Source organism: Methylobacterium sp. J-001, assembly GCF_022829565.1.
In the GTDB taxonomy this organism is placed as follows: Bacteria; Pseudomonadota; Alphaproteobacteria; order Rhizobiales; family Beijerinckiaceae; genus Methylobacterium.
The window spans coordinates 53613-66866 of sequence record NZ_JAKSYN010000080.1; the positions used below are offsets into that span (position 1 = coordinate 53613).

General features: G+C 65.0%; 8 protein-coding genes and 3 pseudogenes. 7 read left to right on the plus strand and 4 right to left on the minus strand.

The window, feature by feature from the left end:
- Window positions 1-105: 105 nt before the first annotated feature.
- The 5 genes and pseudogenes from MKK65_RS08805 (at window position 106) to MKK65_RS08825 (ending at window position 5893) form a co-directional block, all read left to right on the plus strand.
- The gene (locus MKK65_RS08805) at window positions 106-2211 is read left to right on the plus strand and encodes a PAS domain-containing sensor histidine kinase (RefSeq protein WP_243957074.1); all 2106 of its coding nucleotides are present in this window, start codon (window positions 106-108) and stop codon (window positions 2209-2211) included.
- Between the two features lie 18 nt (window positions 2212-2229).
- Window positions 2230-2894, plus strand: a pseudogene (locus MKK65_RS08810) (response regulator transcription factor).
- 153 nt (window positions 2895-3047) lie between these two features.
- A complete protein-coding gene (locus MKK65_RS08815) occupies window positions 3048-3305 on the plus strand; it encodes a hypothetical protein (protein ID WP_243957075.1) in 258 nt (85 codons plus the stop codon).
- A 667-nt stretch (window positions 3306-3972) separates the two neighbouring features.
- Entirely contained in the window at window positions 3973-5373 is a 1401-nt protein-coding gene (locus MKK65_RS08820) for a DUF2254 family protein (protein ID WP_243957076.1), read from the plus strand.
- 40 nt (window positions 5374-5413) lie between these two features.
- Window positions 5414-5893 (plus strand): DUF808 family protein, encoded by a 480-nt coding sequence (locus tag MKK65_RS08825; protein ID WP_279596605.1) that lies wholly within the window; start codon window positions 5414-5416, stop codon window positions 5891-5893.
- Between the two features lie 153 nt (window positions 5894-6046).
- Here MKK65_RS08825 and MKK65_RS08830 read toward each other — a convergent pair.
- The 4 genes and pseudogenes from MKK65_RS08830 to MKK65_RS08845 all read right to left on the minus strand — a co-directional run.
- Window positions 6047-6613: pseudogene (locus tag MKK65_RS08830) on the minus strand (integrase core domain-containing protein); the annotation flags it as partial.
- Window positions 6614-6660: 47 nt separating this feature from the next.
- Window positions 6661-6807: pseudogene (locus tag MKK65_RS08835) on the minus strand (IS630 family transposase); the annotation flags it as partial.
- Window positions 6808-6962: 155 nt separating this feature from the next.
- A complete protein-coding gene (locus MKK65_RS08840) occupies window positions 6963-7268 on the minus strand; it encodes a DUF3862 domain-containing protein (protein ID WP_243957079.1) in 306 nt (101 codons plus the stop codon).
- Window positions 7269-7341: 73 nt separating this feature from the next.
- Window positions 7342-8550 carry an efflux RND transporter periplasmic adaptor subunit gene (locus MKK65_RS08845; protein WP_243957081.1) on the minus strand — a complete coding sequence of 403 codons (1209 nt, stop codon included), beginning with the start codon at window positions 8548-8550 and terminating at the stop codon, window positions 7342-7344.
- A 136-nt stretch (window positions 8551-8686) separates the two neighbouring features.
- On the opposite strand from MKK65_RS08845, the gene MKK65_RS08850 reads away from it, so the two are divergent.
- Together MKK65_RS08850 and MKK65_RS08855 are read left to right on the plus strand one after the other, a co-directional pair.
- Window positions 8687-11836, plus strand: coding sequence for an efflux RND transporter permease subunit (locus MKK65_RS08850; protein ID WP_243957082.1), 3150 nt, complete (start codon window positions 8687-8689; stop codon window positions 11834-11836).
- Window positions 11837-12139: 303 nt separating this feature from the next.
- On the plus strand, window positions 12140-13132 hold the full coding sequence (locus MKK65_RS08855; protein WP_243957084.1) for a DUF808 domain-containing protein: 993 nt from the start codon (window positions 12140-12142) through the stop codon (window positions 13130-13132).
- Window positions 13133-13254: the final 122 nt, after the last annotated feature.

Genomic DNA, 13254 nt, shown 5'->3' on the forward strand with positions numbered 1-13254 from the left:
TTGCAGACGTCACGTGCAACATCCAACGGATCTATCGAGGCATATGGTCGGACTGGAAATGACCGAACCACGCGATCAACTCCACCGACAAGGAGGGGGCGTCGCGTGCACGGGATCCTCGAACACGTGCCTCTGAATATCCGGGGCGTAGGCCCGGCTGAGAAGACAGGCCGGCGACGCTTGGGCCGGGGCAGCGGCCGAACCCTGGTGGCCTTGGCTCTGGCGGCCGCCATCCCGGTCCTGCTGCTGAGCGGTTGGGTCGCCACGGTGATGGCGCAGCAGCAGCGTGATCTCACCCGCCATGCCGCCGTTATCAGTGCGGCCCGCGTGGCCGAGCGGGTTGCCGCCGACATCGCCATGCAGATGGCCGCCCTTGAAGTCCAGGCCGCCGCAACCAGCCTCGATCAGCCGGATTTCACCATATTCTACGCCGAAGCGGAGCGTTTGAAACGCGCGCACCCATTATGGGAGACCGTCGAACTTTCCGGGTCCGACGGCATTCAAGTCGTCAACCTTCTTCGAGCCCTCACGGATGGACTCGGCCCGACAGCCGATCGAAAGAGCTTTGACGAAGTCATGAGGACGAGACGCCCCACCGTGGGCGGCATCGGTCCGGTCGGGCCCATCTCGGGCAAGCGTCTCGTCGCCCTGCGCGTCCCTGTCATCCGCGGCGCCGCCTTTCCTTACGTTCTATCCATAGGTCTGGCCACAAAGGCGGTCAGCGCGATCCTGCGCAACGCCTGTGCGCCGGAAGGTTGGGTCGGAACGATCGTCGATGCGGACGGAAACACCATTGCCCGGACCCGGGCGGAAGCGGAGGAACTCGGCCACCCCGCCGACGCGGCCCTGCTGGCGGCCATCCGACGCGCTCCGCAGGGATTCTACATGGGCTCGGCGTTGGAAGGCTCCGACGTCGAGGTGGTGTACCGCACCCTCAAGGATACCGGCGGTTGGTCGGTCCATTTCAGCGTGCCGGCGGCAAAGCTCGACGCGCCGGTCGCGCGTTCGTACTACGTGCTGGCTGGAGGAAGCGTGCTCAGCGTCGGGCTGGCCCTTGCACTTGTCGGGCTTGTGGGCCGGGACATGGCGCAACGGCGCTCTGGAGAGCAGGCGCAATTCGCCTTGGCGCTTCGATCGAGCGAGGAGCAGGGTGCAGTAGCCGCCGAGGCGGCGGAACTCGGCACGCTGCGGTGGGACACGGCGCGGGGACGCGTGACCGGATCCGCACGAGCCGCTCACCTTCTCGGCTGGAAGGCGGGGGTGACGGGCCTGCGCGAGACCGAAACCGATGCGCATGACGCCCTCAGTGCGATCTCCGTCGACGACCGGCAACGCCTCGCCGAGGCCTTGCGCGGAAGCCTCGCGGACGGAACGACGCTCGACGTGGAGTTCCGCGTCAACCGGTCGGGATCGGAGCCGAATTGGGTCCGTTTGACTGGTCGTACGCCTGTGTTGGATGCAGACACCTCGACCAGCCTCTTCTACGGGGTCATATCCGACATCGAACCGCGCAAGCGTGCCGAGGCCGATCACGCGGAATTGCTTCGCAAGCTCAACGAGGCGCAGGAGGATGAGCAGCGCCGCATCGCGCGGGAGCTTCACGATCAGGTCGGGCAGACCGTCACGGGCCTCTCGCTTGGCCTGAAGAATTTGGAAGGGCTGTTAAAGAGCTCCTCCCCGCCACCGCAGGCTCTGGAGCAACTCCACTGGCTGCAAACCATCGCCGGTGAGATCGGTCGCGACATTCACCACGCCGCCGTCGATCTCCGGCCGACCGCCCTGGACGATCTCGGTTTGCGCGAGGCCCTCGGAACGCTTTTGCGCGATTGGAGTGAGCGGCATGGCATCCGCTCAGACCTGCAATTTATCGGTGACAGCGTTCGCCTGCCCACGCGAATCGAGACGGCAATCTACCGGATCGTGCAGGAGGCCCTGACGAATGTCCTCAAGCACGCGCAGGCCTCCGACGTCAGCGTGTCCGTGGAACGACGCCCGGAGCAAGTACGGGTCATCATCGAGGACGATGGCGTCGGTTTCGATACAGATGCCTGCCCTGTCGGATCTCCGGAAGGATCAGGGCCGAAACCCCGGCTGGGATTGTCCGGCATTCGCGAGCGCTTGTCCCTCCTCAACGGCAAGCTCACGCTCGAATCCTCGCCCGGATCCGGCGCAGCGCTCTTCGTTTACATCCCGCTTCCGCGCCCCACCTGACGCCCGAGGAATAGCATCTTGGACCGCATCCGGGTCGTTCTGGCTGACGACCACCCAATCGTCCTGGCCGGGATCCGAGCATTGCTCGCCGCCGACCTGGACATCGTGCTCGTCGGTGACGCCACCTGCGGGAGCGAAGCCTTATCGCTCATTCATGCCGCAAAGCCCGATGTGGCCGTCATCGACATTTCGATGCCCGGCCTCAACGGCCTAGCATGACGGAACGGATCTCGGTTGAATGCCCGGGAACCCAGGTGCTGGTTCTCACGGTTCATGAGGACGCGGCGTACGTCCAGCCCCTCTTGCGGGCTGGTGCGCGGGGGTATCTGCTGAAGCGCTCAGCGGCAGAGGATCTCCTTCGCGCGCTGCGGGCGGTCGCGGCTGGCGGCCTGTACCTGGACCCATCCATTGCGGGCCATGCTCTTGCCGACCAGCCTTCGGCCAAGAGCAGCGTTGGGGGCGGCCAGGGGCGGGAGACCCTCAGCCCGCGCGAGACCGCAACGCTCCGATTGATTGCCCAAGGGTTCAGCAACAAGGAGATCGCGCATCGCATGGAGGTCAGTATCAAGTCGGTCGAGACCTACAAGGCGCGCGCTGCCGAGAAGCTCGGCTTGAAGACGCGCGCTGAGATCATCCGCTACGGTGCGGCCCATGGCTGGCTTGATGCGCTGACGCTGCGCTAGGCCCCGGAACGCTATCAGCCCGGGTCCATCTACTCAGAAACGCCGGCCCTGTAGGACTTTACCTGACAAACCCGGCAGGAACCCGCTCGTTGTAGAAATGTTCGATCGCCAGTCCTCGCGGACTTTTCCGCGGACCTGGGAGCAATACGATCTATGGCGATCAAAATGATGACCGCAGCAGCCGGTCTGATCCTTCTTGCTGGTGTCTCCGCGCCGGCCTCTGCCGGAGAGACCGATCACGGCGTCCGGATGACCGGCGCACCGACGACGTGGGTGCGGATGAGCCGTTACCGCAAGAATGCACATCGCGCGCGCATGCCGCGTAACGGTGCGGGCACTGCATCTTCCTCGGCGCCAAACGGCGTTGGATATGGCATGGGCCCGACCGGGCAGCCGAGTGGCGTGAAGTAACGCGCGCCCTTTTCTACACGCGCACCGTCACGAAGACTGTTCCGGGTCGGAACTCCGTACCTCGTCTCGGTGCGCGATCGCAATCTGTGAAGCTCCACGGGAACCGGATGTTTCACGTGGGGCTCCGAGATCAGCCCGTCAAAGAACTAACCGACGCGATGTCTGCCTTGCACGTCGCGCATCGCAGATCGTCAACAGTTCATTCAAGGAAATCTGATGCCTCGCGTTCGACACGGGCACGGTCTGCCAGGCGCCTTGCGGGCGTTCGGCGTCCTCGGGGTATGTGTCGCGATGGCGTGCGGTACCGCGCAGGCGCAATCCGTCAAGAGCCGCATCGACCAACCGACACCGGCCACTTTGCCCCACGGGACCCATCACACTGAAAGTCCGGTCTCTCCGGACGATCAGCATACGGGTCGTGTTGCTCCGCCAAGCGCAATCAAGTCGTCGACCGATGTGATCAAGGGAGGCTCCCTCCAGGGCGGGGCCGGTAGCGGCAAAGTCAACCCGATCGAGCACCTGCCGAAAGACATGCAGCGCTGATCGCCCCGCTCCCACCTGCGCGCTCAACCGCTGGGCGGGAGTGGGCACTTCCGAGGGACACCGGTCCTGTCGAGCGAGGCGCCCGGGCGATGCACGAACCTCAGACCCATTCGGTGATCGTCCGATGAGCCATGCACACCATGCCCGAGATGGTATCCTCGTGGTCATCCGTCGGTCATTGCGGGAGTTCATTGGCCTTCCGCTGCTGGTCGTGGCCGCGTTCCTCAGCCTCTTCGCGCTGACCTATCTCCTGGACGACCTCCTTTGGAACCAGCCTGGGGCGGAGCCGCTGCCCTGGCTGGCCCACGTCCTGGGCGACACCTCTGCCATCGGGAGCCTGCTCAGCACGATCGCCTCCGGCATGATCACCGTGACGTCGATCACCTTCTCGCTCTTGCTGATCGCCGTTCAGCAAACTGCCTCCACGCTGTCCACACATGTCTACGATCAGTTTATCCAGCGCCCCTTGAACAAGCTTAGCTTCGGCTTCTTCGTCGGGCTCAGCATCTTCGTCCTGCTGATGCTGGGCAGTGCGACGCCCGGACACAAGCCGGTCATCGGGGCCTTGCTTTCGCTCGTGATGACCGGGGCTGCTCTGTGCTTGGTGGTCATTCTGATCTACAGCACCATTGATCAGATGCGACCGTATTCGGTGATCACCACGATCCATGATCATACGATCAAAGCGCGCGCGGAGGAGCGGCGCCTGATTGAGCGTACGCGTCGGGCACCGCGAGATGGCCTGTCGTGGTCGCAGACCGTCCGAACGGACACCTATGGCGTGGTCTGCGACATCGACGTCTCGGCCCTCGAGCGATCTGCGTTGGATCATGACGCCGAGATCGAGTTCATCGCACGCATCGGGACCAACCTGGCCTTCCACGATCCCTTTTACCGTCTGCACGCCGCCCGTCCGTTGACGGTCGACGCTCAAGCTGCCCTCGATGCCGCAATCGACAAAGCCGTCACGATCGAGCCGCGACGGACGACTGACAAGGATGCGGGTTTCGGGATCGAGCAGCTTTACTCGATCGCCTGGACCACAGCATCGACATCGAAGCAGAACCCGCAGCCCGCGATCCTCGTCTGTCACTGTTTACGCGATATCATCGCACGCTGGAGCCACGCGGATCCGATCTCCGAGCGTCTCGCGTCACGCATCATCTACGTCGACAGAGCAGTGGAGGACGCTGTTCGCGCGATTGCCTCGATCGGTGTCGTCACGTCGGAGAGCATACAGAACACCGTCGTCGCGGAGGTCTGGCGGACCCTCGCGACACTCATCGATGATGTGCCTGCCGAGCGATTGCCGGCTCTGAAAGACACGGTCCGTCGGCTGCTGCCATCCCTAGGGGATCATGTGCTCACGTCCGACTTGGAGGAGGAACTGATCCGATGTCAGCTTGCCCTCAAGGCCAGAGGTGAACCGCATACGGCCGCCGAGATTGGCGAGGCGACGGGCAAGCTGGCAGAGAGCATCGGCGTGCTGAATTCACGCGGGACGCGCGTGCCCACGGGCGCCTGACAGAGGAATCCGCATGGCTGTGCGTTAACTCCGTTTGCCCATGAGGGAACTGCAGGGTCTCACGGCCAGCGGGCGAGCCTTCCTTCGCGGTCTCGGTCGCGGCGTGGCCCACGGCATCCCGATCCTGCTCAGGCTCCTAGCCATCCTCGGGACGGCGGCGATGATCTGTGTCGGCGGCGGGATCCTGATGCACGGGCATCAGACCTACGGGTTGTCGGCCCCGGCCCACGCCGCGTTCAAGGCTGCATCCAGCGCGGCCTCGTATGTTCCGTTTGCCAAGGGCTCGGTTGCGTGGCCGGTCACCGCGATGGCGTCGGGCGCGATCGGATTGACAGTCGGCTCTCTGTTGATCCTGCCGATGCGCTTCGTCCTGGCCCCGGCGTGCCAATACCTGTCCGGCTTGTGGAGGCAGGACGCTCGAACACGGGTCGCGGTCGAATCACCCAGTGGTCGACGATCGGCCCGACTTCAAGAAATGCGGTACGGCGCTCGACAAAAGACTTCCCAATGTCGGCTTTGAATTTTTCTGTCTGTCATTCTCGATAACCATCGTAAATGTAGTTTTTGATAACCGCCTTAGAAATCGTTGGGCTATGAAAATGAAAGGCCAAATATAAAACTGTCTGCCCTGTGGACCGAATTGGTATTTTTGATTGGGCCGGATGTCACGAGGCTGCATGGTAGCGGCCATTGGTTGCCGGAAGGGCAGATCCGGGCAGCAGACATGCGCGAGCGGGAGGTCACCCAGCGACGAATGTGGTCGGACGCTGGTGCACGTGTCCGACCCCGATCTGTACCTCCCTGACCGAGTGGAAGAACTCCTGGCGCAGGCACTCGTCGCGCAGTTTGCCGTTGAAGCTCTCGCAATACCCGTACTTCCACGGCGATCCGCGAGCGATGCGCTGGGCTTGCAAGCCTACTGCAGCGGCCCATTTGTGCGGCGCCGCCGAGATCATCTCGCTGCGCGGTCCTTCGGTTCCGGACCATTGTTGCAGCGGATGTTTTACGGGTTGCCGTGCAGGCGCATCGCCTCCGCCAGGGCCTCGATCACGCCGAGGCTGTTGATGCGCCGTGCAACCTTCAGTGCCAGGCACGCCCGGCTGTGCGCATCGATCAGCATGCGCGGGCTCCGGCCGTCGTGGGTCTGGGCCTGCACGACGTCGAAGCTCAAGACGTGGTTGCGGGGAAGCTGCCCCAAACGTTTGCCCGAGCCGTCGTTTAGCTACATGCGGCTGCGGGGGCAGCCTACGGTCCCAGGTGCTGCAATTTGAAGCCGCAGCAAATGTGTTTGGGTGCGATCGTCATCTGTCCGCCCTGTCGGAAGCGCCCATGGAAACGGACCGCGCTGGCAGCCCCGACCCCGAAGCGTTTGGCCGCCTGACGCGACGTTGGATCCGCTTCAATCGTGGTGGCCACACGCTCGCGCAGAACGATCTACAGGGCTGAAGGCCTGGCAATCTACTACCACGAGCTCATCCATTGGCTCTTAAGCGAGCCAGATCACCCACCCCAACAGCGTCAATCCGCCAGCGCACAGCTCTAGTAGATCTTTCTCTGATCGCCACTAAATACATGGTCGGAGCCAAATTTTATTGCAGCCCGAGTTGCGACTTGCTCGTCAGCCGATCGTTGCGGAAAGACAGAGCGAGATTCGCGCCGGTGCGGCCAGTGCCGCGCCAGGAATACGTTGCCCGCCGAACCTTGCCGATGGTCATATGGGTCATCCGACGGCCCGGGCAGCCGAGGATTTTCTCGGCGTGATGGTAGCTCATCCCGTGCTTCAACGCGGCATAGGCCTCGTGGGTGACGCGGCACTCCGACTCGCGTGCGCTGACGGACGGTCCGCCGAGGGCGAGGAGAGCGGCGGCGGCGAGGGCAAGACGAAGCTTCGACATGGAGGACCGGTCCGGTGACGACAGGATCTATAAACGTCGCGGAGACGGCGACGGATCGCGCGACGAAACGCTCTCAGCCGGGTTCGCCCGACGCCGGCGCATCCGCACCCGTCTTGCCATCAACCTTGACGTCCCCCGCCGGCTGGGCGACGACTTTCAGGTTCTGCCGCATCTCCTGGAGATGATCCACGACCACTTGGTCGCCGTCCGATAGCCCGTCCAGGATCGCGGTGTTCTCGCCGTAGGTGTCCCCCGTCGTGACGGGCTTCTGCTGAACCTTGCCGCTCGCATCGACCGCGTAGACGATCTGTTGGGCGAGTTGCGAGTCGAGGGCGGCTGTCGGCACCAGGAGCCTCTCCTTCGTGCCCGTCCGGATGCTGGCGCGGACGAACTGGCCGGGCAGGAAGCGCTCGTCGTCGTTCTGCATCAGGGCCCGGACGAGGCGTCGGGCCGTCCGGGGATCGAACCGGTTGTCGAGCTGGTAGATCTTGGCCTCCCGCACTGGCTTTCCGTCTTCGCCGAGCACAGAGACGGTGACGCCTCCATCCCGCATCGCCGCCCGAACCGCTTCCGAATCCTCGGAAGACAGCGCCATCTGGATGTCGATGGGATCGAGCTGGACGACGGAGACCAATTGGGTCTGGTTCTCGATGACGAGATCGCCGGGATTGATGGTCGACAAGCTGGCGCGTCCGTCGAACGGAGCGTTCACAACCGCGTAGTCGAGATTGAGGTTTTGCCGGGCGATGGCGGCCTCCGCCCCCTGCACCTGCGCGACCGCCGAGGTCCGGTTCGCCTGGAGTTGCTGGAACCGCTGTTCGGTGGCGTAGCCCTTGTCGGCCAGCGACTCGGTGCGGTCCACCTCGGCCTGGGCGAAGGTGAGCTGGGCCTCAGCCTGGGCCTGCTGCGATTTGGCGGTCTGCAGGGCCACCTCGAAGGGCCGCGGATCGATGCGGAAGAGGATCTGCCCTTTCTTGACGTGGCCGCCAGGCTCGAACGGGCGCTCCGTGACGTTACCGGTCACCCGCGCCTGCAGAGTGGCATCCTGCTGGGAGATGATCGTTCCCGTGTAGGTAAAGGCGATCGGGACCTTCACCTTGCGGACGGTGACGACCCGGACCTGCAGCGGCGGCTCGGCCGGCTCCTTAGCCGCCGTCTCGCCCAGGAACGGCAGCGCAGCAACGATGTGCTCCGGCGAGGGCCGCCCGACCGCGTACCAGCCCCCCGCACCGGCCAGGACAACCAGCCCCGCTCCGACACCCACCTTGACTGCTGTCCGCACCGCTGACGCTCCCGAGACCGACGGCGCCGGCCCATGCGATCGCGACAGTCCGGCGGCAGAGGAACACGCTTACGGGCCAGACGTTGCAACGCCGCCGCCACGATGCTGGCTCACGACCGGAAGCCCCGACCTTCGCATGTTCGCCCGCTTCGTCGATCGGCCGGTTCTGGCCGGCGTCATCTCCGTGCTGATCACGCTGATCGGCGCCGTCGCCGGCCTCACCTTGCCAATCGCCCAGTTCCCCGAGATCGCCCCGCCGATCATCAACATCCAGGCGACTTATCCGGGGGCCAGCGCGCAGCAGGCCTACGAGGCCATCGCGATCCCGCTGGAGCAGGAGATCAACGGGGCGCAGAACCTGCTCTACATCAATTCGACCAGCAACACCGACGGCAGCGTCAGCATGGACGCGACCTTCGAGGTCGGCTCCGACCTCGACGCCGCGGCCGCGGAGGTTCTGACCCGCGCCAACCGGGCGGAGGCCAAGCTTCCGCCTTCGGTCAACGTGCAAGGCCTCGAGATCACGAAGAGCTCGCGCCAGCGGCTCGGCAATATCGTCCTCTACGCGGAGGATGGGGCGCCCTACGACGAACTGTTCCTGGCCAACTGGGCCGAGACGCAGGTGATCAAGCCGCTGCGCCGCGTTCAAGGCATGGGCCGCATCGTCAACTTCTCGAACAAGCGCTACGCGATGCGGATCTGGCTGGATCCGCTGAAGATGGAAGCGCTCGGCATCAGCCCCGGCGCCGTCACGACCGCCATCTCCCAGCAGAACGCGCAGATCACCACGGGCACCCTCGGCAAGCCGCCGGTCGATCAGGCGACCGCCTTCGAATTGCAGCTTGTGACCCAGGGTCGTCTGCGCCAGCCGGAGGAGTTCGGCAACATCCTCCTACGTGCGAATCCGGATGGCTCTGTGGTCCGCATCCGCGATGTCGCGCGGGTCGAGCTGGGCTCGGAGCAATACGGTGTCCGTTCGAGCTTCGACGGGGCACCCTCGGCCACGCTCGGGCTCTACCAGAACCCGGATGCCAACGCGGTGCAGGTGATGGACGGCGCCCGCGCCACCATGGCGGACCTCGCCAAGCGCTTCCCGCCGGGCTTGAAATACAAGATCGCCCTCGACCGCACCGAATTCGTCAAGGAAGCGATCTTCGAGGTCGTGCGCACCCTGTTCGAGGCGCTCGTCCTCGTCGTGATCGTCACCTACCTCTTCCTCCAGAATTGGCGTGCGACCCTCATTCCCGCCATCGCGGTGCCGGTGGCGCTGGTCGGCACCTTCGGGCCGATGGCCCTGCTCGGCTTCTCGTTCAACACCTTGAGCCTCCTCGGCATGGTGCTGGCCGTAGGCCTCGTGGTCGACGACGCGATCATCGTGGTCGAGAACACCGAGCGCCTGATGGACGAAGGGATGGCGCCGCGCGAGGCCTCGCGCGAGGCCGTGACCGAGGTCGCCGGGCCCGTCATCGCCACGACCCTGGTCCTGGCCGCGCTGTTCGTCCCGGTGGCCTTCATCCCCGGCCTCACCGGCAAGCTCTACAACCAGTTCGCCCTGACCATCGCCATCTCGGTGATGATCTCGGCCGTGGTCTCGCTGACATTGACACCCGCCCTGTGCGCGCTGATCCTCAAGCACCGCGAGGCAAACGCGAAGGATGAGAGCCGCTGGCGGGCGCCCCTGCGCTGGTTCAACGCCGGGTTGGAGGGCGCGAGCCGCCGCCTCGTGGCCGCGATCGGCTGGCTGACGGGCCACGTCGCCCTCGTGGCGATCGTCTTCGTGCTCTTCGCCGCCGTGACCGTGTGGATGACCATGCAGCGCCCCTCCGGCTTCGTGCCGGACGAGGACCAAGGTTACTTCTTCGCCGACGTGGTTCTGCCCAAGGGTGCCGCGGTGGCACGCACCGACAAGATGGTCGACCGTGTCGGCGAGGCCTTGCGCGCGATTCCGAGCGTGGAGCACACGATCGGCGTGACCGGCCGCAGCATCCTGGCCGACGCGATCGCGCCGTTCTACGGCTTTCAGATCCCGACGCTGAAACCTTGGGGCGAGCGCGACCAGAGCGTGAACGACGTCATCGCTACGGTCCAGAAGCGCTTCAAGCACGACCCCGATGGCCAGATCCGGGTGGTGAATCCCTCGCCGCTGCCCGGGCTCGGTTCGCGCAGCGGCCTCACCCTGGAACTGCAGGACCGGAGCGGTGCCGGGGGCCTCAAACTCGCCGAAGCCGCCCAGCGCCTCATCGCCGAGATGGAAAAACTGCCCTCGGTCGGGCGCGCGATCCCGACGACCAGCTACGGCGTGCCGCAGATGCGGCTCGAGATCGACCGGGCCAAGGCCGAGCAACTCGGCGTGCCGCTCCAGAACCTGTTCGACGCGCTGGGGACCTATGTGGGTTCGACCTTCGTGAACCTCTTCAACCGCTTCGGCTACGTCTACCAGGTCTACGTCCAGAGCGAGGCCTCGGGACGCCGGACGATCGAGGATGTCGAGGCGCTGACCGTGCTCAACAACAGGGGCGAGCCGGTCCGCGTCGGCTCACTGATCCAGACGCATTTCGTCACCGGCCCGACGGCGGTTCTGTCCTACAACACCTACCCGACCATCGAGATTGCCGTGGACACGGCGGCCAACGCCAGTTCCGGCACCGCCATCGCGGCGATCGAGGCCCTGGCCGATGCCAAGCTACCGTCCACCTACGCGGTGGAATGGACCGATGTCGCCTACCAGGAGAAGATCGCCGGCGGCTACGCGCCGCTGATCTTCGGCCTCGGCACGCTGATGATCTTCCTGTTGCTGGCCGGGCAGTACGAGTCCCTGCGCCTGCCCTTCGTGATCCTGCTCGGAACGCCGATCGCGATCTTCGGCGCGGTGGGCTTCCTCGCCATCCGGGGCCTCGCCCTCGACATCTTCGGGCAGGTCGGCCTCCTGCTCCTGGTCGGGCTGGCAGCGAAGAACTCGATCCTGCTCGTCGCGTTCGCGGAGGACCTGCGCAAGCAGGGCGAGGACGTGCTCCAGGCCGCACAGGATGCAGCGCGGCTGCGCATGCGCCCGATCCTGATGACGTCGTTCGCCTTCATCATGGGCTCGGTTCCGCTCGCCATCGCCAGCGGGGCGGGTGCCAATGCCCGGGTCTCGATGGGAACCGTGGTGATCGGCGGCCTGCTCGTGGCAACCTTCATTACGCTGTTCGTGACGCCGACCTTCTACGTCGCCTTCGAGCGGCTGCTGGGCAAGTCCGCCGCGCCCCAGGAGCGGGATGGCCCCGCACCTCAGCCCGCCGAGTGAACCGCTCAATCGAACGATCGATCGCAATGGAGCGAATCAAGCTGGTTTTGAGCTAAGCGCATACGCCCCATCCAGCCCCGTGGCTCTCGGAGTGTTACGGTCTGAAGATCCGGCAGCAGCTTGAGAGCCGACGCCGAACAATGCCGGCTTCCGGTCTACGATGCGACAGATCCAGATCCGGGGTCGTTTCGCTTCAAGGCGCGGGTTTTCGGCGATCCGGCCGCCGCGATCGTCGGGTGTGACGGATCAAATCCGGCCGCGGATCGTCTGTCTGGCGGACTCATTGCTGACGAGGAAAGACCTGTGAGCGTTGGATTGATCGCCCTCTTGGACGATGTCGCGTTCATGGTGAGGACGGCGGCGGCATCCCTGGACGACGTCGCGGGTCAAGCCGCTAAGGCCGGGACGAAGGCGGCCGGCGTCGTGATCGACGATGCCGCGGTCACGCCGCGCTACGTCGTCGGTTTTGCGGCGGAACGCGAACTGCCCATCGTCGGCAAGATCGCCCTGGGATCGCTCCGCAACAAGCTCCTGTTCCTGCTGCCGGGTGCCCTTGCGCTCAGCGCCTTCGCACCCTGGGCGATCACCCCGCTCCTGATGCTGGGCGGCGCGTATCTCTGCTACGAGGGCACCGAGAAGGTCTACGAGGCTCTCTTTCCTCATCGCGCACACGGGCACGAGGCTGAAGTCCAGGGCGGCACGGGGACCGATCAGGCCCTGGAAGACCGGCGCGTGGCGAGTGCCATCAAGACCGACTTCATCCTGTCGGCCGAGATCATGGCCATCACCCTGGCCGCCTTGCCGGAGGGCAGCTTCTGGATGCGGGCGGCCATCCTGGGCATTGTCGCCGTGGGCATCACCGCGGGCGTCTACGGCGTGGTCGCGCTGATCGTGAAGGCCGACGATGCGGGCCTCGCCCTTGCCCGCAGCACGGCTCGGCCGCCCTTCGGCAGCCTCATCCGAGGTCTCGGCCGCGGCGTGGTCCGCGGCATGCCGATCCTGCTCACGCTCCTGGCCATCGTCGGAACGGCGGCGATGATCTGGGTCGGCGGCGGGATCCTGATGCACGGGCTGGAGACCTACGGCCTGTCGGCTCCGGCCCACGCCGCGCACGAAGCCGCATCCAGCGCGGCCTCATATGTTCCGTTTGCCAGCGGCGTCGTCGCGTGGATGGTCACCGCGATGGCGTCGGGTTTGATCGGATTGGCAGTCGGCGCCCTGTTGATCCCGCTGACGCGCTTCGTCCTGGGCCCGGCGTGGCAATACCTGTCAGGCTTGTGGCGGAAGAGCAACTGACGTCAGGTCGCGGAAGAAGGTTAAATTGATCGACAACCGCCTCGATACTGATGTCTATCGTCACCTGAACCATGTCATGCAGCCTGCGTTTTGTGCCTCCGATCCGACGAGGGCTGATGCTG